This is a genomic window from Faecalibaculum rodentium (genome assembly GCF_001564455.1).
Taxonomy (GTDB): domain Bacteria; phylum Bacillota_I; class Bacilli_A; order Erysipelotrichales; family Erysipelotrichaceae; genus Faecalibaculum; species Faecalibaculum rodentium.
In genome coordinates this window covers 1,790,961-1,811,827 of the sequence record NZ_CP011391.1, presented here as the reverse complement: position 1 = coordinate 1,811,827, position 20,867 = coordinate 1,790,961, and the positions used below count along the sequence as shown (strand labels likewise).

Sequence of the window (20,867 nt, the reverse complement as noted above, 5' to 3'; positions counted from 1 at the left end):
AATCATACATGAGTGGATTCAGAAGCGCCTGTCTCTGTCTGGCAGCTTCCTGCCTGTTGAGCAGCTGCGCACGGTCCGGCGATGTAAAGCCTGCACCTGCCACCCTCCCGGGGTATACTGCCTGCCGGGAATCCGGAAAAAGCAGGGAAGATGAAGACTTTGCCAGGGTCCTGGATACTCTGGGGGAGGCTGCAGGGATCGAGGTCATCAGAAACGGATATACCTGGCGGATTTTCCGGAATGAAGCCGGAGTATCTGCTGTTCAGGTAAGCCAGCTGCCTGATTCGGAGACCTGGACCGTTCATCTATTCAGTCCCCCGGAGCATACGACGTTTGTGCTGACAAGGGAGAGCGGGACAGACTGGATTCTGCAGCAGATCCTGCCGGAAGGTAAAGAAGCCGTGTCCGAGACCGGAGAATGGAAATCCATGATCAGAGAGCTGCTGTTTCCCGGACTGCCGGAGTCCAGCCTGGAAGCTGCCCCTGAAAAAACTGGATCTGTCTCAAATGAATGGGTGCTCTCCTTCACCGGACTTGACGGGGTGCCCTGTCAGTACAGGGTGACAGTCAATGCATGCGGTTATCCGGACTCTGTAAGCCTGGAGGCGGAAAACCGCATCATCTGGACCACTGCCGTCAGACTGATTGAAAACGGCGCTGAAATCCAGACTGAACTGAAAGCCATTGCCCGGCAGATCAGGACCGGCTCCCTTCGTCCCGGACAACCGCCGGCTCTGCCGTCCTTACCCGAATACTGACTCTGACAGCAGTCAGCCCAGCCTCCGATCATGAACAATGGCGTGACCATTCCTGCACAGGACGGTTACGCCATATTTGCATTTGCATCAGCCAGCGAAGCAGCTTCGGAGATTCGCGCTGCCGGAGGCTGGACAGGCTTTTTTGCACTTTCCAGAATCGCACGGATGGAAGAATACAGGACCGGCTTCATGTCTTCCATGGAACAGGGTTTGCTGTCGATCAGACAGGAATAGCAGGTGCCGGATGCCAGTTCCACGACCAGAAACAGCGTTTTGTACGGGTTTTTCAGCTGCCAGCCATAGCTCTGGGCCAGATCGAGAAACCGGGGATAGAGGGCAAACTGTTCCTCCTGCATGAGACCGCTGATGTTTTCGTGGAAAACAGCGAAGGTCAGTGACCGCCGGATGAACTTCAGCAGGGTGGCCCTGGCTTCCAGCTGGCTCAGAACGTTGTCGATCATGAAAATCACGGCATCTACAAAGGATGCCTGGGGAGAGGTCCGCAGGCATTCATCGGCTGTTTCAAAGAGCCTGGCGGCTTCACGGGAAATGATCAGGTCCCTCAGCTGTTCCTTGTCGTGGAAATACAGATAAAAGGTGCCCTTGGCCACGCCTGCCTGCCGGGCAATTTCTTCCACGGAGACCTTTTCCACCCCGGTTTCCGTAAACAGCCGGCTGGCTGAGGCAACCAGCCGGTCCATTTTCTGTTTCTTGTTTTCCTGTACTTTGGATTTCATGCCTACAGCGTACGCCCAAAGCATGACTGACCGCCAGTCATTTATCCGTACAGAACCGGGATTTTGTCCAGTGGCGGAAAATTGACCGATGGTCATTTCAGGAGTAGGCTTGTGGACGTACGCAAGGAGGCGTTATGGAACAACTATCCCGATTCATCGTGAAGCACAGAAACGCGATCCTTCTTGTCGCGGTGCTTCTGCTGATCCCCAGCATATTCGGATACCTCAACACACGGGTCAACTACGACCTGCTGTCGTATCTGCCAAAGGACACCGAAAGCATGAAGGCACAGGATGTCCTGGGGGATGATTTCAATCTTTCCAGCGTGGATATGCTGGTGGTCAACGGCATGCCGGAAAAGGATGTCGCGAAGCTGAAGACACAGATCGAAGGCATCGACGGTGTGGACAAGGTGATCTGGCGTGATTCAGTCCTGGATCTGTCCGTTCCCAGGGAGGCGATCCCAGAAAGCATCCAGGACATGCTGTACAGCGGCGATTCCACGATGCTGATCATCACCTTCAGGGAACCGACGGCCAGTGACCGGACCATGAACGCCATTGCGCAGATCAAGCAGTATTCACAGATGGACTGCTGGCTGGCAGGATTCTCTGCCATTACCGAGGACACCAGGGACCTGGTCACGACAGAGACCCCGATTTACTCGGCCATTGCCGTGGCGCTGTGTCTGGTGGTCCTGTGTCTGGGGCTGGAGTCCTGGGTGGCACCCTTCGTGTTCCTGCTGGGTATCGCGTTCCCGATCATCTACAACATGGGAACCAATATTTTCCTGGGGGAGATTTCCTACATCACCAAAGCCCTGGCGCTGATCCTGCAGCTGGCGGTGACGATGGACTATTCCATCTTCCTTCTCCACCGGTACCAGGAGGAAAAGGCGAAGCCGGGCGTGACAAACGAGGAAGCCATGGCGTCTGCCATTCAGGCGACGTTCGTGTCCATCACCTCGTCTTCCATCACCACGATTGCCGGGTTCCTGGCCCTGTGCTTCATGAGCCTGACGCTGGGAAAGGACATCGGCCTGGTCATGGCCAAGGGCGTAGTCCTGGGTGTCATCTGCACGGTTCTGGTGCTTCCGTCGCTGATCATGTTCTTCGACAAGTGGATAGAGAAGTGGAAACACCCGGTGCTGATCCGTCCGGTCAAGAAAGCACCTGTCTTTGTCACAAAGCACTACAAGGCCATCATCGCGGTGTTCGTCCTGCTGTTCATCCCGGCAATCTATGCCCAGGCCAATGTGGCTCAGTACTATGACCTGACCGCCACGCTGCCCGAAGACATGGCCAGCGTGCAGGGCACGACACAGATGAAGGAAAAATTCAACATGAACACCACGCACTTCGTGCTCGTGGACGACAAAGTGTCTGCCAGGGACATGCAGGACATGATCTCGCAGATGGAGGAAGTCAAGGGCGTGTCCAATGTCCTGGCGTATGAGAAATACATCGGTCCGGGTGTGCCAAGCACCTTCGAGCCGGCACAGCTTGAAGACATCCTGCACAACGGCGGCCGGCGCCTGGTGGTGGTCAACAGTGAATATCGCGGGGCGACGGATGAGGAAAACAAACAGCTGGACACCCTGCGTGAGATCCTGCACAAATATGACAAAAACGGCCTGATCGGCGGCGAAGGCGCACTGGACGAGGACCTGATCAAGGTCACCAACGTGGATTTCCAGATGGTCAACATCGTGTCCATCGTGGCGATCCTGGCCATCATTGCCGTGACCTTCAAGTCTCTCTCCCTGCCCTTCATCCTGGTGCTGGCGATTGAGTTTGCCATCAGCGTAAACATGGGCATTCCGTTCTTCACGCACACCACACTGCCGTTCATTGCGAGCATCGTCATCGGCACGATCCAGCTGGGTGCGTGCATTGACTATGCGATCCTGATCACCTCCCGGTTCCGGGAAGAGCTGCAGAATGGCCAGACGCCTGTCCGGGCGATCCAGATCAGTGTGGAAAAGAGCAGCACATCCATCATCACCAGCGGACTGTCGTTCTTCGCGGCCTGCACCGGTGTGGCAATGATCGCAAAAATGGACATGATCGCGAGTCTGTGCACGCTGCTGGGACGCGGCGCACTGATCAGTGTGCTGGTCATCCTGTTCATTCTTCCGGCCCTGCTGCTGGCATGCAGCGGGCTGATCGCAAAGACGACCAAAGGCTGGCCGAAGGCATCTGCCCGGGCAGCTTCCTCAAAGAGCGGCAAAGAAGCCGCAAGGGCTTGACAGGCGGGGACAGAAAGGACCCAGGAAACACATGAACAAAGAAAACGGACTGCGTATGAGCAGACACTATATCCAGAAGATCGGCACAGCGATCCTGGCGGCCACCATGGCGGCCGGCATGATTCCGGCACAGGTATTTGCGGCGGAAGACAACAATCCGACGGAGAAAACCGAAACGGTCTATACAGTGCTCAACCCCGACGGGTCGGTCAACAGCACTGTGGTCTCCGCCTGGCTGCATGACGACGACGGCCTGCACAATGTGAAGGAAGACCTGAAGCTGAAGAATGTCGAGAACGTCAAGGGTGACGACAAGCCCTCGGTTTCAGGCGAGACCTATACCTGGAACTCTTCGGAGAAGGACATCTGGTACAAAGGCGACGCCACGAAAGAACTGCCGGTTTCGGTGCAGATCGACTACACCCTGGACGGCAGGGACATCAAGGCCGAAGACCTGGCGGGAAAGAGCGGAAAGCTGGGAATCAGAATCCGGTTCACGAACAACGTCGGAAAGCAGGTGCAGCTCAACGGGAAGACCGTGACGGTTCATCCCTCCTTCCTGGCGGGCGGCATGATGGACATGGATGCAGAGAACTGCAAGAACGTGAAGTGCGCCCAGGGCAAGATTGTGTCCGATGGCACAAATGAGTTCCTGGCCTTCGCGGCTGTTCCAGGCCTGGAGGAAACCATGCAGCAGGCCGGTCTGTCGGATATGGCGAAGGAGCTGGACATCTCGGATGAAATCGAGATCACGGCCGATGTGAAGGAGTACGATCCGTCCGGGTTGATGATGGCCATGACCAATGACCTGGATCTGGAGGAGATCCCGCAGCTGGGGTCTGTGAGCGAACTGACAGGCGGCGTGAAGCAGCTGTATGATGCGAGCCTGCAGCTGGAGGACGGATCGAAGCAGCTCTATGATGGCACATCGCAGCTGAAGGCCGGCATTCAGCCGCTGACATCGGCTCTGCCCCAGATTTCGCAGCTCGGGGATGCCGCTACGCAGCTGCACAATGGAACCTCCACGCTGAAGGCCGGCCTGCTGGCTTATACAGCCGGGGAAGAGCAGCTGGCAGCTGGCACGAAGCAGCTCTATGGCATCACGGATGGTATCGGCCAGGTACAGAGCAGCGTCTCCAGCACCGACGGGTCGGTGATGACGCTGAAAAAGGGAAGTGAGTCTCTTGCAGCGGGTCTGAAACAGCTGCAGGGATCCGTGGATCAGCTGGATGCAGCGGGTGTGAACCAGCTGCTGGCTGGTGCAAAGACACAACTGGAGGGTATGCAGCAGACAGTGGCAAAAGACCGGCAGGTGCTGACCGCTCTGCAGACTTCCATGTCCTCGGCTTCCGCCTCCATGACCCAGCTGCAGCAGGCCATGCCGCAGTTTGAAGCCGCGGTGCAGGATGCCGCTGGTCAGATGCAGACCATTACGGACACCATTGCAGCGGACAACCAGATGATCGCCGACAGCCAGACACAGCTGACAGCCGCGAAAACCTCTGTCACGAACCAGATCGACGCCTCGATTCAGGCGCTGACGGATGCGAAGGCAGCTGTGGTACAGTCTGCGGAGGCAACAGATGCCAGCAGCCAGCAGGCGGCGTCGGAGACCAATGCCTCCATTCAGCAGGCGGTGGCCGCCGCCAATGCGGAGCTCCCGGCTGACAAGCAGATCACGGTGAACGCCGCGGCAACCGCAGCCACAGCCCAGGTGGATACCACGCAGATCGATTCCCAGATCGCAGCTCTGCAGCAGGCAAAAGCCGATGTGGCGGCTGTACAGGACCTGAACAGCCTGAAGGCCCTGGACGGCACGCAGCTCATGGCAGACCTCCAGGGAATCCAGAAGACCCTGGAGAAGGTCGGACAGACCCTGACGCCGATGGCCGGGCAGCTGACGGATGCCGGCAAGGCACTCGATGGACTGGATGCGGACCTGACGGCATCCATCCAGACACTGGATGGCATGCAGCAGCAGATGCAGGGGATGAAGCTGCCGGAGAACATTGATGCGCTGAAAGCGGGTGTGGCTCAGCTGTCTGCCGGTGCTGATTCGTTGAACACAGGTGTGGCTGCCCTGGAAACGGGCCTTGCACAGCTTCAGACGCAGTCCAAAGCGGCCCTGGATCAGGTCAATGCCGGTGCTGACCAGCTGACGGGCAACAATGCGGCCCTGGTAGCCGGCGCCACGCAGCTGGATGACGGAACGGCACAGCTGGAGGGCCAGAAAGGCAGACTGTCCGAACTGGGCAGCGGCATGAGCCAGCTGACCTCGGCGGTGGACCAGCTCAACAGCGGCGCCAGACAGCTTTACGACGGCAACCAGGAATTTGTCAGCAGCGGCACGAAGAAACTGAATGACAGCGTGAATGTCGCGGCGGGTGACCTGGAGGTCTTCAAGAAGCTCGCAGGGGATGTACGTGACCTGAATGCCGAGTATGAAGTCTTTGCGGGTGCCCCGAAGGATGCCGAAACCCGGACGATGTATGTCTTCCGGACACAGGAAATCCAGTCGGATAAAAAGGCCGATGATGGAAACCAGCCAGCCGGCAGCAAGGACAAGACGGCTGACAAGGAAGCCGATAAATAACCGGCAAGAGAGGCAGCAGACTGATGCAGCCGGCTGAACAGCACAGCAGTTTCGCAGGCAGCAGAAGGGAGGACCGGAGAGCGGTCCTCCCTTTTTGCCGGGCAGGCCTCCGGGTGGGAAAACGCCCGGTGTATGAATTGTGATGACAAACGGTGCTCCGAGGTTTACATGTCTCGTGCAACCCGTTCATCACATAGCTTGAACAGATCCTCGGAGGGAAAATTCTGTAAGCCGATTGTTTCTGCCTGCATCAGGTTGCGGCACGGCACAAGAAGCGTGCATCGCATCATCGAGACAGTCTAGAATCGCTGCACGTCGCTTCACGCGAACTGCTCCCGGGCAGCAAACCATCAATGGTCTGCTGCACTGGACGGGTGAGCGTACCTTTTGTCTCTGCCTGTTTCTGGTCCGGGCATTCACAGATATAATGGAACCATGCGAAAACGAATCCGACGGCTTTTGCGCCGCAACCATACAACACAGAAACAGTCCGGACCCGTCAGGAAACGCCGGCTGTCACCCTACGGCTGGGCCCTGCTGGTCATACTCGCCGCAGCCCTGACAGTCGGCACCTACTGGTGGTTCAACAGACCCGGCCCCATTGACAAGCTGGACCTTACCGTCCTGGAAACCAGTGACCGGAAAGCCGTGCAGGAGGGTATCCATACGGAATTCTCCGAAAATGAGGTATACCCGGTCCAGGACTACGCCATTCTCGGTGAAACCCTGACCCTGTACCAGAATCCCTACGATCCCATTGTCACAGACCCGACACTGGGAAAGAACATCACCCTGCGCAACATCCTCACCGGCGAAGAGTTATCCTATACGTTTGGAGGCGGCGGAGACCTGGGCATCCAGACCGGGAACCTGCCCGAAGGGGTGTACGAAATCTATCTCTACGATCAGTACGACAAAAAACGGGTGTATTTCGACGAAAAAGTCCTGTCGGATCCCCTGGAAACCATGCGGCGGGACAAAAGCGTAAAATCGGTGGTGCTGGATGCCGACAGGGACATCCTGTCTGACTACGACATCACCCTGGACCGCAACTATGCCTTCCTGGTCGTGACCGACCAGGTGCCCAGAGTGAAGACCGTGGACGTGGTCCTGGACCCCGGCGGCAATCTGTACAATGAGCTCACCGGTGTGACGGATACCGGCACACAGTACAAGGACTCCAGCGAATCGCAGCTGGCCATGGAACTCGCCGACCTGGTTGCCGCCAGACTCGAGGCTGCAGGGCTCAAGGTCGCCTACACGCGGCAAGGAGACGACATTGCCGGGTACTACGGAGATGCAGGCCGGGCCGCAGCCGGATACAGCCGCCAGGGCAAGGTGTTCCTGTCCCTGGTCATGACAGAAGACGAGAATACGGCCAGGCCATGGCTGCTCACGAGTCCTTTCGTGTCCGGCAGCCTCCCTTCCAACATGGCCTACGCCCTGCGCCAGGCAGGGATTGAACTCCGGAGCGTGAACGCCACGGCCCCCGATGATGCCGTAGCCTATGATACCCAGCAGCAGAACGAAGACTGGAGCTACAACCAGTTCTCCATGACCCCGGCAATCCGGGAAACCGGCGGGAAGATCACCTGGGCGGGCCAGAGCGGCGTCATCACCGGCAACCAGATGTACCAGGATGCAGCCGGCATGTATCCCGTGCAGTTCGTGTTCGGGAACGCGGAAAACGAAGACTCCATGGAATACTACCTGACACACAAGGAACAGATCGCGGATGGACTCGCAGCCGGGATCCTGGAATACTACGGGATCGAACCGCCGGAATCCGACAGCGAAACCCAGGCTGTCGGCGGATCCACCGGCACACCCCAGGCATCTTCCGTTCCCGCCCAGGACTCGACGGAGCAGGGAACAGATCCTTCCCGGGCAGAATAAAGTCAGTGTCAGCCGGGTGATGCCTGAAGCCGGCAGATCATGCCGGGTGACCGGCAGGCAGCGGGCGCATGACACACAGCAGCAGAAAAGAGGTGCAGACCGTGAAACTGCAGATCAGTGACGGATACAAGAGTTTCGGAGCCTTCGACATACTGGAAGGTGCCGGGCTGCAGGTGAAAGGCAGCGAAAAAATCGGCCTGGTGGGCCGCAACGGGGCGGGGAAGACCACCCTGCTGCGGATCATGGCCGGAGAGGAAGACCTGGACAGGGGTCAGGTGATCGTGCCGAAAAACGTGCAGGTCGGCACCCTGAGTCAGATCACTTTTTCAGACCTGGACAGGACCGTGCATGAAGCGCTTCTGGAGGTGTTTGAGCCCCTGAAGCAGCTGGAACGCGACATGGAGACATTGACACGGGTGCTGGAAACGGATCCCAGCGAGGCGAATCTGGAAAAATTCGACCGCCTGCAGACGGAATACCAGGCAAAGGGCGGGTATGAATATGAGAAGGAACTGAAGACGGTGTTTCACCACTTCGGGTTTTCGGAAGAGGACCTGGATCGAAAGCTTTCGGAGTTCTCCAGCGGCCAGCGCACCAGGATCGGCCTGGTGAAGCTGCTCCTGTCGAAACCCGATGTCCTGCTCCTGGATGAACCCACCAACCACCTGGACATCGGGTCCATCGAATGGCTGGAGGGATATGTGAAGCGATACCCGGGCGCGGTGATCATTGTCAGCCACGACCGGATGTTCCTGGACCACGTGGTGGATGAAATCGCGGAAATCGAGTTCGGGAAAGTCCGGATCTGGCCCGGGAGCTACACGCAGTTCGTGAAGGCCAAGGAAGACTGGCTGGAGAAAAACCACGATGCCTATATGCGTCAGCAGGAACAGATCCGGAACATGGAGGCGCTCATCGAGAAGTTCCGGTACAAGAAAAACAAGGCGGCGTTTGCGCAGAGCAAGATCAAACAGCTCGACCGCATGGAGCGCATCGAGGACTCGAAAAGTGACCGCAGCCGCATGAAGGCACGGTTCACCAGTGCCCGTCCCGGCGGCAAACGGGTGCTGGAAACCGATCACCTGCAGGCCGGGTATGAATCGGTTCTGGCCGATGCCACCTTCACGCTGATGAAAGGCGAGCGCCTGGGCATCGTGGGTCCCAACGGGACGGGAAAGTCCACGTTCATGAAAACCATAGCCGGGAAACTGGCCCCCCTCTCGGGCACCTTCCGCTGGGGGCACCAGGTGGACCTGGGGTATTTTGACCAGGACACAGCCCAGGACACGGGAACCGGGACCGTGATCGACGAGCTCTGGGACGTGGCCCCCAATGCCACGCAGACGGAGATCCGCAGTACCCTGGCCAGCTTTCTTTTTACACAGGATGAAGTGTTCAAGGACATCTCGGACATCTCCGGGGGAGAGCGCGTCCGCCTGGCGCTGGCGAAGCTCATGCTTGCCCATGACAATGTGCTGCTCCTGGACGAACCCACCAACCACCTGGACATACCCGCCCGCGAGGCACTGGAGGATTCGCTGAAGGACTACGACGGGACGGTCGTGTTTGTCAGCCACGACCGGATGTTTCTGGAAAAATCCGCGACGAAGATCCTGGAAATCCGGGACGGGAAGACCACGCTGTTCGACGGAGGATACGCTGATTACCTCGAGGGCCGGGCCGAACCTGTGCAGGAGGAAACCAGAGCGGCGGAGAAGAAACCCGCAGCCAAGGCCTCGTTCCAGGACCAGAAGGCGCTGAAAAACCGGATTCGGAAACTCGAGGAGCTCATTGGCCAGGAAGAGGAGAAGCTCGAGGCCATGCGCGAGCTCCGCTATGAACCGGAGTATTACCAGGATTACCGGAAAATGGAGGAACTGGACGCGCAGATCGACGACCAGCACAATGCCATTGCGGCGTTGTACCGCGAGTGGGAGGAAAAACTCGCCCAGGTGGAGGAAGCTGAGGAATAACCGGCGGTACAAATCGACTATGCCGATGGCGGCAGGCAGGCCTGCGTATATACAGACAGCAAATAGCCGGCTTTTGCTCGCCACTGGTGTGAGGGAGGCCGGCTGTCTTTGTGTGCAGAATGAAGAAGAGGCACGTCGGTGATGGAATGCCGCTCATGCTTTACTGGTCTGACGGCTTTGAGTTCAGCACTTTGTCAGTCAGACTCATCACATAGCCGGGATCTTCGTCTATGCCATCCTGATCTGTGGCCAGGCAGTTCTCGTCATCCATGTCCTCCAGATCTCCTGCAGCATCCAGCTCCGCGGAAATCATCCAGTTGCAGAGACCGTTCACCCAGTTAAACGCATCGTTCAGCAGCCTGCTTCCTTTCAGGAGATCCTGCGCTGCAGACGCCCGGACAGACTGCAGCTGCCTGTCTGTCGGATCCTGTTCATGGGAACAGAGCTCTTCCAGAACTTTGCAGACAGTCACTCTGTACTCCTGGAGAGGCTCCATCGCCAGGCAGACAGGGGTTTGGTCCCTGCTGTGATGCAGGTCCAGACCGGATTCCATCCCATCCAGATAGTCCTGCAGGTTGTACACTTTTTCCAGCAGGGACAGAGTGTGGTCGAACTTCATCCATGTGTGGTATTCCAGGGCTGACAGCGTGCGCATCCGCTCTTCTTCGACAGTATCCTGCAGGAGCAGGAAGTACCTGTGGATGTCATACCAGAGATCTTCTGCGTCCTCTCCAGATTCCAGCGCCTTTTTGAGTATGCCAGGGACCTGTGACATCACTTCGGAAAGTTCCGGGTCCTCCTGTCCGGCTGACTCCATGGTATCCTGCACAGTGTTCCGTAACCCGTCCACGAGACTCTGGAACTCTTCACTGGAGAGTGTTTCCGGCGGCAGTCCTTCGGCCATGGATGACCAGAGACTGTCATGATCCTCATCACTGTCAGGCGCTTCATCCGGAACCAGGCCGGGATCCGGATCCAGCTGCTGCAGAAAACGCTCCAGATCCTGGTTCTGCACCTCTTCCGGTGACTGACCTTCCTTTGCTTCTGCTTCGTCTTCATCTCTCAATGAATGACCGGCAGCCACCATCGGCTGAAGCAGAGACTCCAGCAGATCCACTTCCGTATTCACCGAGTGCTGCATTTGATGGAGTGTGCCCTTGAGGTCATTCCAGTACCGGTCCGCTTCTTTTTTCCCGTCCGTCTGTTCAATGCGGTTGAGGCAACTGTCAGCAGAGACTGCAGGAAGTCCTCCTGAACCATCTGCAGTTCCTCGTCTCCACCGGACAAATCACTGCATGCATCCAGTGCACCATCCAGCCAGCTGTACAGTTCCTTGAATCGCAGTTTGCAGCTCTTCGTATACCGGTGTTCCAGGTCCGTCATAATCCGCAGGATTTCATTCGCCAACATCAGAAGAGAAGAGAATGCACCGAGACTCGAGAGGATGAAGTCGAGAGCATCCAGCGGTGTCTCTCTGGAGTTTTCGTACTCTGCATCATTCAGAAGGTCTTCAAACTCTTTCAGGATCTGCCTGTTTTCTTCAGACTGCACTGCCGGATTCACCCGACAGGCGGCAACGGCGTCTTTCAGCTGCTGCAAAATGAGTTCCTGGTTCATGGGTTCTTCCTCTTTCTTTGTCAGCAGGCAGCGGGACCAGGTCCGGCTTGCACGTAAATCACAACTGTAACCGCTTGCGGTGTGCGGGTTTTTATACAGAGAAGAAACCGGACAGACGGAGGTTGTACCAGGTACGGAAAAAGAGGAACCGGTTCACTCTCCAGCGGCTTCATCAGCCGCTGGATGGCGAATCAGTTCCTCTTTCTGTTTTCTGCTCAGCTGCTTGATGTGCCACTCCCGTCGCATGGCCTCCTGACGGCAGCCAAAGGATTCCACGTGTACGAGTTTCACTGGCCGCCGGCTTCTGGTGTACCTGGCACCCTTTCCGGCATTGTGCACCGTCACCCGACGATCCACATCCGTCGTCCACCCCGTGTAGTAGGTGTTGTCCGCACACTCCAGGATATACACAAAAGCCATGTCTTCACACATGGCCTGGTCGTCTGTCTGATCCAAAGACTCACTCATGATAGCCGAACCGGGAGAAGGGGAAGAGCACCATGAAGTCTTTCGCCAGAATGTCCTCTTTCTTCACCGGCCCCGTTTCCCGGGAATCCATGGAAATCGGCCGGTTGTCTCCCATCAGGAAATACTCGTCTTCCTTCAGCGTCACCGGACCAAAGCTGTCATTGAAATAGCCATTGGTGTTGTACCACTCTTTGGCAAAGCTTTCATCCAGGTACTGGGATTCATCCAGTTCCTTGCCGTTGATGCAGACTTTCTCGTCCCTGCATTCAATGGTTTCCCCCGGCAGGCCGATCACCCGCTTCACCACCGAATACGTCTTGCCGTCTTCCTCGTTCACCATATTCGCCGTCACGATGTCACCGCGCTCCACTCCTTCGGTTGCCAGCGCCAGGACATTGGAAAACCCGCGGTCATCCGTCTGCAGCGCCGGATACATGCTGCGCCCCGATACCACATTCGGCTTGATGATCAGAGACGTCACCAGAATGATGACCACCGAACAGATCAGGAACGTTCCCACAAATCCCAGGATCTCCTCAAATATGGTTTTCTCGTCTTCTTCGTTGTATCTGTATTCTGTCTGATGCTTTAAGATTTTCTTTTTCTTTTTTTTCGCCATGCACTGATTCTACCACGACTTCGGGTTCACCGTGCTGCACAGACTGTCCCCGGAAGCAGCGGGAAGATTCAACTCCATGACACCGGTTACTTTTTCCAGAATGCCGATGCCGGCAGAACCGGCCGGACTTCAGTACGGAAAACGCTGCGGCAAATTCCCTGCGCTCCATGAAGCGCCGGCAGAGCGTGAACCGCAGACAGAAAAAAAAGGACCCCGTCCGGGATCCTGCGTTGTCGTGGCTGGGGTACGTGGATTCGAACCACGGAAATGGCAGATTCAGAGTCTGCTGCCTTACCGCTTGGCTATACCCCAAAAACATGGCTGGGGTACGTGGATTCGAACCACGGAAATGGCAGATTCAGAGTCTGCTGCCTTACCGCTTGGCTATACCCCAATGTGCCTATTCATCTTACCGCAGGGCGCCAGCCAAAACAAGCACGAATTTGAAAAAATCCGAAGACAGCCGCACGACACAGGCTGTCCGCCGTCAAACCATGATCCGCCACACATTCCTTACCATATATATCCCGGTTCCGGACAGCGGTTCATGGCCTCCAGAAACCGGTCGGTCGCAAACCAGTGATCCTCTTCGCTGGCGTAGTCCACCAGATACGAAGGATCTTCGATCCGGATCTGCCGGATGCCGCCCCCTTCATCCAGTTCGATCCCGTTCACAAGCACCACATGGGATCCGTGAATCGCAAGGTCCGGATACAAGGCATGCACATCCACGGCTGCCGAGAGGACATCGCCTCCCTCCAGGTCCTGTCGCATGCGGTCCAGGAACTGTGCATGGTCCTGGACTGTCATCTGTCCCGTTGTTCCGGTCCAGGCCCGGAACCCCGAAGCACGGTCGTCCGCCGGTTCCTGCCCGAACACATGCACACTTGCGACTCTGGCCATATCCGCATATTCCGTGCCCGTCACCCTGGAGGTGTTCAGCAGGGCTGCCAGGTCTGTCTGTGCAGCATAGAGTCCATAGTGGCCGAGCAGCATCTGCATCACAGCCGGACCACAGTACCACCCGGTTTCCTGGATCGACCGTGTGACCGGATGCACGATGGTCCGGATCCCGGTATCCTCATTGGCATTCGGTCCCTCGGCCTCTGGTGACTCTGTTTCCGCTGCCGGATCGGACAAGGCAGCATTCGCTTCTGCATATGTGTCCGTATCCTGTACAGGATCCTCTTCAGCCAGGGGAGCTGTCACAAACCCTTCATCGGCCCGGGTATCCGATTTCTCCCCGTCAGCCGGCTCATTATGCTCTCCCGGCTGCATCGGCTGCATACTGCCGCATCCTGCAAGGCAGACCAGCCAGACCACCGTCATCCATTTCCGTTTCATGTTCCGGTTCTCCTTTGTCTGGATTATCTCAGATTCTGCCATCGGCCACAATACGGGATGGCATCAGACCGTGGACAAGCCACGCGTCCGGATGGATTGAGCCAGCTGGCTTCCTGCGGTACACTAGACGCTGAGAGGATGATTTTCAATGAAGAAGACACGTACAAGGTTCGCACCGAGTCCGACGGGCTACATGCACATCGGCAACCTGCGGACGGCATTGTTTGAATACCTGATCGCCAAGCACGACGGCGGGGATTTCCTGCTGCGGATCGAGGATACCGACCAGGAGCGCCAGGTGGAAGGCGCCGAGGAAATGATCTACAAGACACTGAAGGACTGCGGCCTGAACTGGGATGAAGGACCGGACATCGGCGGAGAATTTGGCCCCTATGTGCAGTCTGAGCGGCTGCCCATGTACAAGGGCTATGCGGAGAAGCTCGTGGAACTGGGCGGTGCCCACTACTGCTTCTGTTCGGAGGACGAAGTGGAACAGCAGCGTCACGAGGCGGAGGAGCTGGGCATCGGGTTCCGGTATGACGACCCCTGCCGGCATCTGTCCAAAGAGGAAATCCGGGAAAAACTGGAGGCGGGTGAGCCCTATGTCATCCGACAGACCATCAAAAACGTCGGTGAGACGTATTTTGACGATGAAGTCTATGGCCGGATCGAGTTCGACGGCGACCTGCTGGATGACCAGATCCTGCTCAAGAGCGACGGATTCCCGACGTACAACTTTGCGAACATCATTGACGACCACACCATGGAAATCTCTCACGTGGTGCGCGGCAACGAATACCTGTCTTCGACGCCGAAGTACAACCTGATTTACGACGCCTATGGCTGGGAGCGGCCGACATACGTGCACGTTCCGCCTGTCATGAAGGACGAGCAGCACAAGCTGTCAAAGCGCAACGGCGATGCCAGCTTCCAGGACCTGCTGGCCAAGGGCTACCTGCCGGAGGCCGTGATCAACTACCTGGCACTCCTGGGATGGAGCCCGGAGACAGAACAGGAAATCTACACGATGGACGAGCTCATCGAGCACTTTGACGTGAAGCGGATTTCCCGCTCTCCGGCGATTTTCGACATCGACAAGCTGACGTGGATGAACGGCATGTACCTGCGGGCCATGGACCTGGAGACGTATCATGAGACGATCCTGCCGTGGCTGAAGCCGGCGCTGAAGAACCCGGACCTGGACACGATGGAGATCGCGAAGATCCTCCAGCCGCGGATTGACAAGCTGTCGGATATTCCGGAGGCAGTGGATTTCTTCAACCACCTCATGGACCATGCCCTGGAGATGTACCGGCACAAGAAAATGAAGTCCACGCCGGAACTGGCGCTGAAGGCCCTGAAAGAGGCCAGGTCGGTGATCGAGGGCATTGACGATGCGGACTGGGCGGAGGATACCGTGCATGAGGCACTGCTGGATCTGCCGAAGAAGATGGGCCTGAAAAACGGCCAGGTGCTCTGGCCCGTACGCACGGCTGTCACCGGCAAGCAGTTCACGCCCGGCGGCGCAATCGAGATCGTGAACATCCTCGGAAAGGAAGAATCCCTGAGAAGGATCGACAGGGGCATCGCCCGGCTGGAAGAAGCCCTGGCGGGTGAAGATCTCAGCGCATGAACTGGATGACCCTGCTGGTCAGGATCGGCATTTTTCTCATCATTCTGCTGATCGGCTTCCTGCTGGGGCCCGCTACGCGGAATGTGATCGAGAAAATGGCCCGGAATGCCCAGGACAAAGGGGTGTACACCTTCATGGGGTCCATGGCCTCCAACAGCATCAAGCTGATTGCGTTCATCATTGCACTCTCGAGCATCGGCGTGGATACCACGGTCCTGGTGGGGGCGTTCTCGGCACTGGGTGTCGGGCTGTCCCTGGCATTGAAGAACAACATGGCCAATGTCGCCGGCGGGATGCAGATCCTGCTGACACGGCCCTTCAAGGTGGGCGACTACATTTCGGTGGCAGGCACCCAGCAGATGTATGAAGGGACCTGCACGGCGATCGAGATCATGTACACGAGCCTGGTCACGTATGACAACACAATGATCATCGTCCCGAACTCCACGCTGATCGAGAACGTGGTCACCAACTACAGTGACAAGCCGTACCGGCGGATGGTGATCACCATTCCCGTGGCACTGCAGACCGATACAGCGCTGGCGTGCCGGGAATTTGCGGCGGTGGCCTCGGCGGTGCCCAATGTGCTGACCACACCGGCTCTGTCATGCATTCTCAGTGGATACAATGCCGATGGTACGGCCGCGGTGCTGAAGCTGTATGCCTACGCGACGTTTGACAACTACTGGAACGTGCTCTATGGCATCAACAATGCGATCCAGGTCCGGCGCAAAGAGCTGGGAATCGACCAGCCGCAGACATCGGTCCGGATCACGGAACCGGTGCAGCCAGAGTCGGCAGACGACAATCAGAAGTGACTGCAGCGGGAGCTCTCCACCAGATGGCGGGAAGGCTTCCGCTTTTTTGATTCATGGACCGGGGTACGTACGGCTTGAATCAAACATGCGAAGGATGGTCTGCCCGAGGTTTTGCCACGGAACAGAAGCACAGCAAAACGGTGGTACAGGACTGCGACCTTTGGCAGAACATCGACCAGACACTTCTGGCTGGAACTGCATTCAGGCCACATCACACTACGTCAGCCAGCATACTGCTCTTTCCCAGGCGGGAAAGAGCAGTATGCTGGCTGACGTCTGCGGTGCATGGACAACTGTCCCAGTTTATCCTACAATGTGGAATGTGAATGTTTTTGACTATTTCAGATGCGAGCCTGCGGTACCGGATACGGAACACAGCCGGTTCTGGCCGAAAGCCGATGTCTGCATGCGGCAGGCCGGGCTGGATCCGCAGCAGCGTCTTGCCGAAATCCAGACCTGCAAACTGCAGCTGCAGAACACACAGGACGAAACGCAGACCCTGGCAGATCTCAGGAAAAGACTCCCGGCGTTCTCCTGGAAACAGGAACTCCGGGATTTTCCGCTGTTTATGGCCATCTATGCCGGCGGCCTGCTGGGACTGTATGAGCACATTCTGGTGCCGCTGGCCGAACACCGGCCACTGCAGATGGATATAGCCGTGACACCGGGTCTGCTGCTGCAGTGTGTCTGGGTATACCTGATTCTCAAGGCCCTGCTCTGGCTGCTGGCCGGTCACAAACCCGGCTGGATATACTGGAGCGGCATCATCGCAGCCTTCTGTCTGTATCTTGCCGGCATCTGGCTGAGCATGAGACTGGCACAGCCGGTGCTGTTTTCCGTCAATGTCTGGCTGCTGGCGGCCATCCTGGCACTGGTGACCTGGCTGCTCTGGCCGGGGCGCTCATGCACAGGCCATGGACGCCCGTTTCCCCGGGAAAGGAGAAAGTGACATGAATGTCTATACCATACATGTGATCATGTGGGCGGGTGCCGCCCTGCTGTCCGGCATTCTGCTGGTACTGGTTCCCGCGAAACTCCTGCGGAAGATCACGAGTCCCTTCACGTTCTCCAGCAAGGGCATCCGCAAGATCCGCCGCTGGCACACAACGACCGACACCCTGGGCAACATCCTCGAAACCCTGTGTGTGATCTACTGCTTTGCCTGGCCCTTTGTGCCCGATGCCCTCCTGTGGTATGGCCTGATCCTGGCCTTCACACTCCTGTGCACCATCTCCCGCTGTGCCATCATTGCGCTGAAGCAGACAAAGGGGTACCCTGGTGCTGAAATCCGGATCGTGATGGTCTGCCTGTGGATGGTGGGGATCATCGGTTTCGGGGCAGCCGGGGGCTTCTTCAATGGCCGTATCTTCGATCTTCCCGTCCACACCCTGGCACAGAAGGCCCTGACCGGCACGCTGTTCGACGATCTCTTCTATTACCTCAGCGATCCGGGGCTGTTTCACTACCTGCTGGAATCAGTCCTCATGGTCATTCCCATTTGCACGCTCTGGAACCAGTTCAAGCATATGCGCCTCGAACGGACCTACAAGTCCATCAACCTGTTTTTCTTCCTGTGCAAAATGGCCGTGATTTGCGCCATCCTGATCGGCGGCGGCTGGCTGGGATTTGATGCCCTGAACACCATCTGGCATTTTGAGCCCGCCACAGCCTGGTATGCGCCTGGAGCCGTAAACACTCTCTGACCTGGAAACAGGTCTTTTTTTGACGGAAAACGCCCAGGATGCCGATGCCGGCGGGACCGGGAGCATGCATCGGCCGGGCAACGGTTTATAATGGAACGTGCAGGACAGTGCAGGCTGTCCACAACCAAGGAGGATTTTGCGATGAGTGAAACAACCCAGCGGCTCGCGGCACTGCGGGCTGAAATGAAGCGGGAAGGCCTGGCGGCGTTCATCATCCCGACCAGTGACTTTCACGATACAGAATACGTGGCAGACTATTTCGCTGCCCGGCGGCATTTTTCGGGATTCACCGGCAGTGCCGGCACCCTGGTGGTGCTGACGGACAAGGCGGCGCTCTGGACCGACGGCCGGTACTTCATCCAGGCGGAGAAAGAACTGGATGGCTCGGGAATCGACCTGATGCGCATGGGGCAGGAGGACACGCCGTCGATCCTGTCATACCTGGAGACAAACCTGAAACCCGGGGAAACTGTGGGATTTGACGGCCGGACTGTGTCGTTCCGGGAAGCCCGGGAGTGGAAGCGCAAGCTTGCCGCAAAGGGCATTGAACTGGAGTCCGGGAAGGATCTCGTCAGCCGTGTCTGGACTGACCGGCCGCCCATGCCCAAAAGCGAAACCTTTGTCTATCCCCTGGAGTTCGCGGGCAAAAGCGTCCAGGAAAAACTGGCGGATGTGCGACAGGTCATGGCAGAGGAAGGGGCAAAGGCCCACATCATCACCAAGATCGACGAGATCATCTGGCTGTACAACTTCCGTGCGGATGACATTCCGTGTTTCCCCGCCGCGCTGTCCTATGCCCTGATCACCCCGGAGAGGGCAAGTCTGTACATCGATGAATCCCGTGTGGATGCGGGCACGAAAAAACAGCTGGCGGATGCCGGTGTCGAACTGAAACCCTATGACCGGATCTACGAAGACGCGAACGTGCTCGAAGGTCCTGTCATGATCGATCCGTCGTTCGTGAACACCCGGATCGCCGGGTCGCTTCCGACGCAACCGCTGGAGATGCCGGATCCCATCGTCATGATGAAGGCCGTCAAGAACGAAGCGGAGCTCGCGGCAACGAGGGAAGCCCACCTGAAAGACGGCGTGGCGGTGACGGAATTCATGTACTGGCTCAAGAACCTGCCGGCGGATGCCGGTGAAACCGAGGTCTCTGCGGCGGACTATCTTCGCGACAGACGGAAGGAACAGGAGGGCTACTTCGAGGATTCCTTTGCGACGATCAGTGCCTACAAGGAAAATGCGGCCATGATGCACTACCACCCGGGTGCCGTGGACGTGCCGCTGAAGCAGGAAGGCATGCTGCTCGTGGACTCCGGTGGACAGTACATGGATGGCACGACGGACATCACCCGGACCTTTGTTCTGGGACCCATCACAGATGAGGAGAAAAAGTGGTTCACGAAAGCACTGCGCGGTCACATCCGGCTGGAGAAGGCGAAGTTCCTGCACGGCTGCCGGGGCCTGAACCTGGACATCCTGGCCCGCGGACCGATGTGGGAGGAAGAAATCGACTACCAGTGCGGCACGGGTCATGGTGTGGGTCATGTCTCGAATGTGCATGAAGCCCCCAACGGCTTCCGGTGGAAAATCGTGCCGGAACGCAATGACTCCTGTGTCCTGGAGCCGGGGATGATCACCTCGGATGAACCCGGTGTGTATGAGGAAGGAAAGTTCGGGATCCGCCACGAGAACGAAATCCTGGTCAAGGCTGCCGGCAAAAACCGCTACGGGCAGTTCCTGGAATTCGAACCCCTGACGTTTGTCCCCTTTGACCGGGATGGCATCGACCCGGCGCTGATGACAGAAGACGAGATCCAGTGGCTGGATGACTACCACCGGGATGTGTACGACAAGATTGCGCCGCGTCTCAAGGACGAAGCCATCAAGGCGTGGCTGAAGGACGTGACGCGTCCTCTTCGCGGATGAAGGAACGACTGTTTGAAATGGAATGCCCCGGCTGCGGGCATTCTTTTCAAATCAAGCGCGACACCTGGCTGACAGCGGGATCCGGGCGCAAGGAAATGATCCGCAGCGGGGCCTGGTTCCGCCACCGGTGTTCGCGGTGCGGCCTGGTGTTTTCCATGGTGCATCCCTTCCTGTACCGGAATCATGCAAAGGGCTACATCGCGGTGCTGTCGCCGACGGGCAGCCTTCCGGAGATCACGGAGGAGAAAACGGTGGTCATGGCCAGGGATCCGGATGCCTTCTGCGAACTGGTGCGGATCCTGGACAACGGGCTGCAGCCTGCACGGATCCAGGGCATCCGCGATGCGCTGCGGGACAAAACCGGTCGGCAGGCTCTGCGGTATGAGACAGCCGGAGAGGGGATCCTCTGGTTTTTCGATGCCAATGGCAGCCTGGCGGTGAAGGACCCGGGGTGAGGGAAGACCGCATGCGTGCCAGCTATGCCGGATTTCAGACCCTGGATACTGGCCGAAGGGACAGTCAAAAGA

The 20,867-nt window shown here is 57.6% G+C and carries 17 protein-coding genes and 2 tRNA genes; 11 read left to right on the top strand and 8 right to left on the bottom strand.

The features are described 5' to 3' along the window. Positions 1-8: 8 nt before the first annotated feature. The gene (locus tag aalo17_RS08885) at positions 9-758 is read left to right on the top strand and encodes a hypothetical protein (protein ID WP_067558424.1); all 750 of its coding nucleotides are present in this window, start codon (positions 9-11) and stop codon (positions 756-758) included. Between the two features lie 65 nt (positions 759-823). On the opposite strand, the gene aalo17_RS08880 is transcribed toward aalo17_RS08885, so the two are convergent. Next, on the bottom strand, positions 824-1,495 hold the full coding sequence (locus tag aalo17_RS08880; RefSeq protein WP_067558422.1) for a TetR/AcrR family transcriptional regulator: 672 nt from the start codon (positions 1,493-1,495) through the stop codon (positions 824-826). 134 nt (positions 1,496-1,629) lie between these two features. Here aalo17_RS08880 and aalo17_RS08875 point away from each other — a divergent pair, with 134 nt between their 5' ends. The 4 genes from aalo17_RS08875 to abc-f all read left to right on the top strand — a co-directional run bounded on the left by aalo17_RS08875 (position 1,630) and on the right by abc-f (position 10,206). Continuing rightward, positions 1,630-3,744 carry an efflux RND transporter permease subunit gene (locus tag aalo17_RS08875; protein ID WP_067558419.1) on the top strand — a complete coding sequence of 705 codons (2,115 nt, stop codon included), beginning with the start codon at positions 1,630-1,632 and terminating at the stop codon, positions 3,742-3,744. Between the two features lie 31 nt (positions 3,745-3,775). Continuing rightward, on the top strand, positions 3,776-6,337 hold the full coding sequence (locus tag aalo17_RS08870) for a coiled-coil domain-containing protein (protein ID WP_067558416.1): 2,562 nt from the start codon (positions 3,776-3,778) through the stop codon (positions 6,335-6,337). Between the two features lie 435 nt (positions 6,338-6,772). Then, entirely contained in the window at positions 6,773-8,233 is a 1,461-nt protein-coding gene (locus aalo17_RS08865; RefSeq protein WP_145907624.1) for an N-acetylmuramoyl-L-alanine amidase, read from the top strand. Positions 8,234-8,334: 101 nt separating this feature from the next. Further along, the gene (gene abc-f / locus aalo17_RS08860; protein ID WP_067560200.1) at positions 8,335-10,206 is read left to right on the top strand and encodes a ribosomal protection-like ABC-F family protein; all 1,872 of its coding nucleotides are present in this window, start codon (positions 8,335-8,337) and stop codon (positions 10,204-10,206) included. A 160-nt stretch (positions 10,207-10,366) separates the two neighbouring features. Here the strand turns inward: abc-f and aalo17_RS08855 are convergent, their stop codons facing one another. The 7 genes from aalo17_RS08855 to aalo17_RS08825 all read right to left on the bottom strand — a co-directional run bounded on the left by aalo17_RS08855 (position 10,367) and on the right by aalo17_RS08825 (position 14,254). After that, positions 10,367-11,347 carry a hypothetical protein gene (locus aalo17_RS08855; RefSeq protein ID WP_067558410.1) on the bottom strand — a complete coding sequence of 327 codons (981 nt, stop codon included), beginning with the start codon at positions 11,345-11,347 and terminating at the stop codon, positions 10,367-10,369. Then, positions 11,332-11,823, bottom strand: a complete 492-nt coding sequence (locus aalo17_RS08850; protein ID WP_067558407.1) for a hypothetical protein — start codon at positions 11,821-11,823, stop codon at positions 11,332-11,334. The genes aalo17_RS08855 and aalo17_RS08850 overlap by 16 nt, the downstream gene beginning before the upstream one ends. A gap of 153 nt (positions 11,824-11,976) precedes the next feature. Beyond that, the gene (locus aalo17_RS08845; RefSeq protein WP_338032531.1) at positions 11,977-12,279 is read right to left on the bottom strand and encodes a GIY-YIG nuclease family protein; all 303 of its coding nucleotides are present in this window, start codon (positions 12,277-12,279) and stop codon (positions 11,977-11,979) included. Positions 12,280-12,283: 4 nt separating this feature from the next. Continuing rightward, positions 12,284-12,910 carry a signal peptidase I gene (lepB, locus tag aalo17_RS08840; RefSeq protein WP_067558404.1) on the bottom strand — a complete coding sequence of 209 codons (627 nt, stop codon included), beginning with the start codon at positions 12,908-12,910 and terminating at the stop codon, positions 12,284-12,286. Between the two features lie 236 nt (positions 12,911-13,146). Continuing rightward, positions 13,147-13,222 (bottom strand) — tRNA-Gln (locus tag aalo17_RS08835). 6 nt (positions 13,223-13,228) lie between these two features. Continuing rightward, positions 13,229-13,304: transfer RNA gene (locus tag aalo17_RS08830), tRNA-Gln, on the bottom strand. Between the two features lie 119 nt (positions 13,305-13,423). Then, complete coding sequence (locus tag aalo17_RS08825; protein WP_067558401.1) at positions 13,424-14,254, bottom strand: hypothetical protein; 831 nt, start codon at positions 14,252-14,254, stop codon at positions 13,424-13,426. A 148-nt stretch (positions 14,255-14,402) separates the two neighbouring features. On the opposite strand from aalo17_RS08825, the gene gltX reads away from it, so the two are divergent. The 6 genes from gltX (at position 14,403) to aalo17_RS08795 (ending at position 20,795) form a co-directional block, all read left to right on the top strand. Beyond that, positions 14,403-15,887, top strand: coding sequence for a glutamate--tRNA ligase (gltX, locus tag aalo17_RS08820; RefSeq protein ID WP_067558398.1), 1,485 nt, complete (start codon positions 14,403-14,405; stop codon positions 15,885-15,887). Beyond that, the gene (locus tag aalo17_RS08815; protein ID WP_067558395.1) at positions 15,884-16,705 is read left to right on the top strand and encodes a mechanosensitive ion channel family protein; all 822 of its coding nucleotides are present in this window, start codon (positions 15,884-15,886) and stop codon (positions 16,703-16,705) included. The genes gltX and aalo17_RS08815 overlap by 4 nt, the downstream gene beginning before the upstream one ends. A gap of 322 nt (positions 16,706-17,027) precedes the next feature. Beyond that, the gene (locus tag aalo17_RS08810; RefSeq protein WP_145907620.1) at positions 17,028-17,654 is read left to right on the top strand and encodes a hypothetical protein; all 627 of its coding nucleotides are present in this window, start codon (positions 17,028-17,030) and stop codon (positions 17,652-17,654) included. A 1-nt stretch (position 17,655) separates the two neighbouring features. Beyond that, positions 17,656-18,408, top strand: coding sequence for a hypothetical protein (locus aalo17_RS08805; RefSeq protein WP_067558389.1), 753 nt, complete (start codon positions 17,656-17,658; stop codon positions 18,406-18,408). A gap of 141 nt (positions 18,409-18,549) precedes the next feature. Continuing rightward, entirely contained in the window at positions 18,550-20,340 is a 1,791-nt protein-coding gene (locus aalo17_RS08800; protein ID WP_067560196.1) for an aminopeptidase P family protein, read from the top strand. Continuing rightward, the gene (locus aalo17_RS08795; RefSeq protein ID WP_067558387.1) at positions 20,337-20,795 is read left to right on the top strand and encodes a CpXC domain-containing protein; all 459 of its coding nucleotides are present in this window, start codon (positions 20,337-20,339) and stop codon (positions 20,793-20,795) included. Before aalo17_RS08800 ends, aalo17_RS08795 begins: the two co-directional genes overlap by 4 nt. The last annotated feature ends 72 nt before the right edge of the window (positions 20,796-20,867 follow it).

Bases quoted from the DNA above. Each gene is read 5' to 3' on its own strand.
- aalo17_RS08885 (WP_067558424.1), top strand. From the start codon at position 9: ATGAGTGGATTCAGAAGCGCCTGTCTCTGTCTGGCAGCTTCCTGCCTG.
- aalo17_RS08880 (WP_067558422.1), bottom strand. From the start codon at position 1,495: ATGAAATCCAAAGTACAGGAAAACAAGAAACAGAAAATGGACCGGCTG.
- aalo17_RS08875 (WP_067558419.1), top strand. From the start codon at position 1,630: ATGGAACAACTATCCCGATTCATCGTGAAGCACAGAAACGCGATCCTT.
- aalo17_RS08870 (WP_067558416.1), top strand. From the start codon at position 3,776: ATGAACAAAGAAAACGGACTGCGTATGAGCAGACACTATATCCAGAAG.
- aalo17_RS08865 (WP_145907624.1), top strand. From the start codon at position 6,773: ATGCGAAAACGAATCCGACGGCTTTTGCGCCGCAACCATACAACACAG.
- aalo17_RS08855 (WP_067558410.1), bottom strand. From the start codon at position 11,347: ATGCAGCACTCGGTGAATACGGAAGTGGATCTGCTGGAGTCTCTGCTT.
- aalo17_RS08850 (WP_067558407.1), bottom strand. From the start codon at position 11,823: ATGAACCAGGAACTCATTTTGCAGCAGCTGAAAGACGCCGTTGCCGCC.
- lepB (WP_067558404.1), bottom strand. From the start codon at position 12,910: ATGGCGAAAAAAAAGAAAAAGAAAATCTTAAAGCATCAGACAGAATAC.
- aalo17_RS08825 (WP_067558401.1), bottom strand. From the start codon at position 14,254: ATGAAACGGAAATGGATGACGGTGGTCTGGCTGGTCTGCCTTGCAGGA.
- gltX (WP_067558398.1), top strand. From the start codon at position 14,403: ATGAAGAAGACACGTACAAGGTTCGCACCGAGTCCGACGGGCTACATG.
- aalo17_RS08815 (WP_067558395.1), top strand. From the start codon at position 15,884: ATGAACTGGATGACCCTGCTGGTCAGGATCGGCATTTTTCTCATCATT.
- aalo17_RS08805 (WP_067558389.1), top strand. From the start codon at position 17,656: ATGAATGTCTATACCATACATGTGATCATGTGGGCGGGTGCCGCCCTG.
- aalo17_RS08800 (WP_067560196.1), top strand. From the start codon at position 18,550: ATGAGTGAAACAACCCAGCGGCTCGCGGCACTGCGGGCTGAAATGAAG.
- aalo17_RS08795 (WP_067558387.1), top strand. From the start codon at position 20,337: ATGAAGGAACGACTGTTTGAAATGGAATGCCCCGGCTGCGGGCATTCT.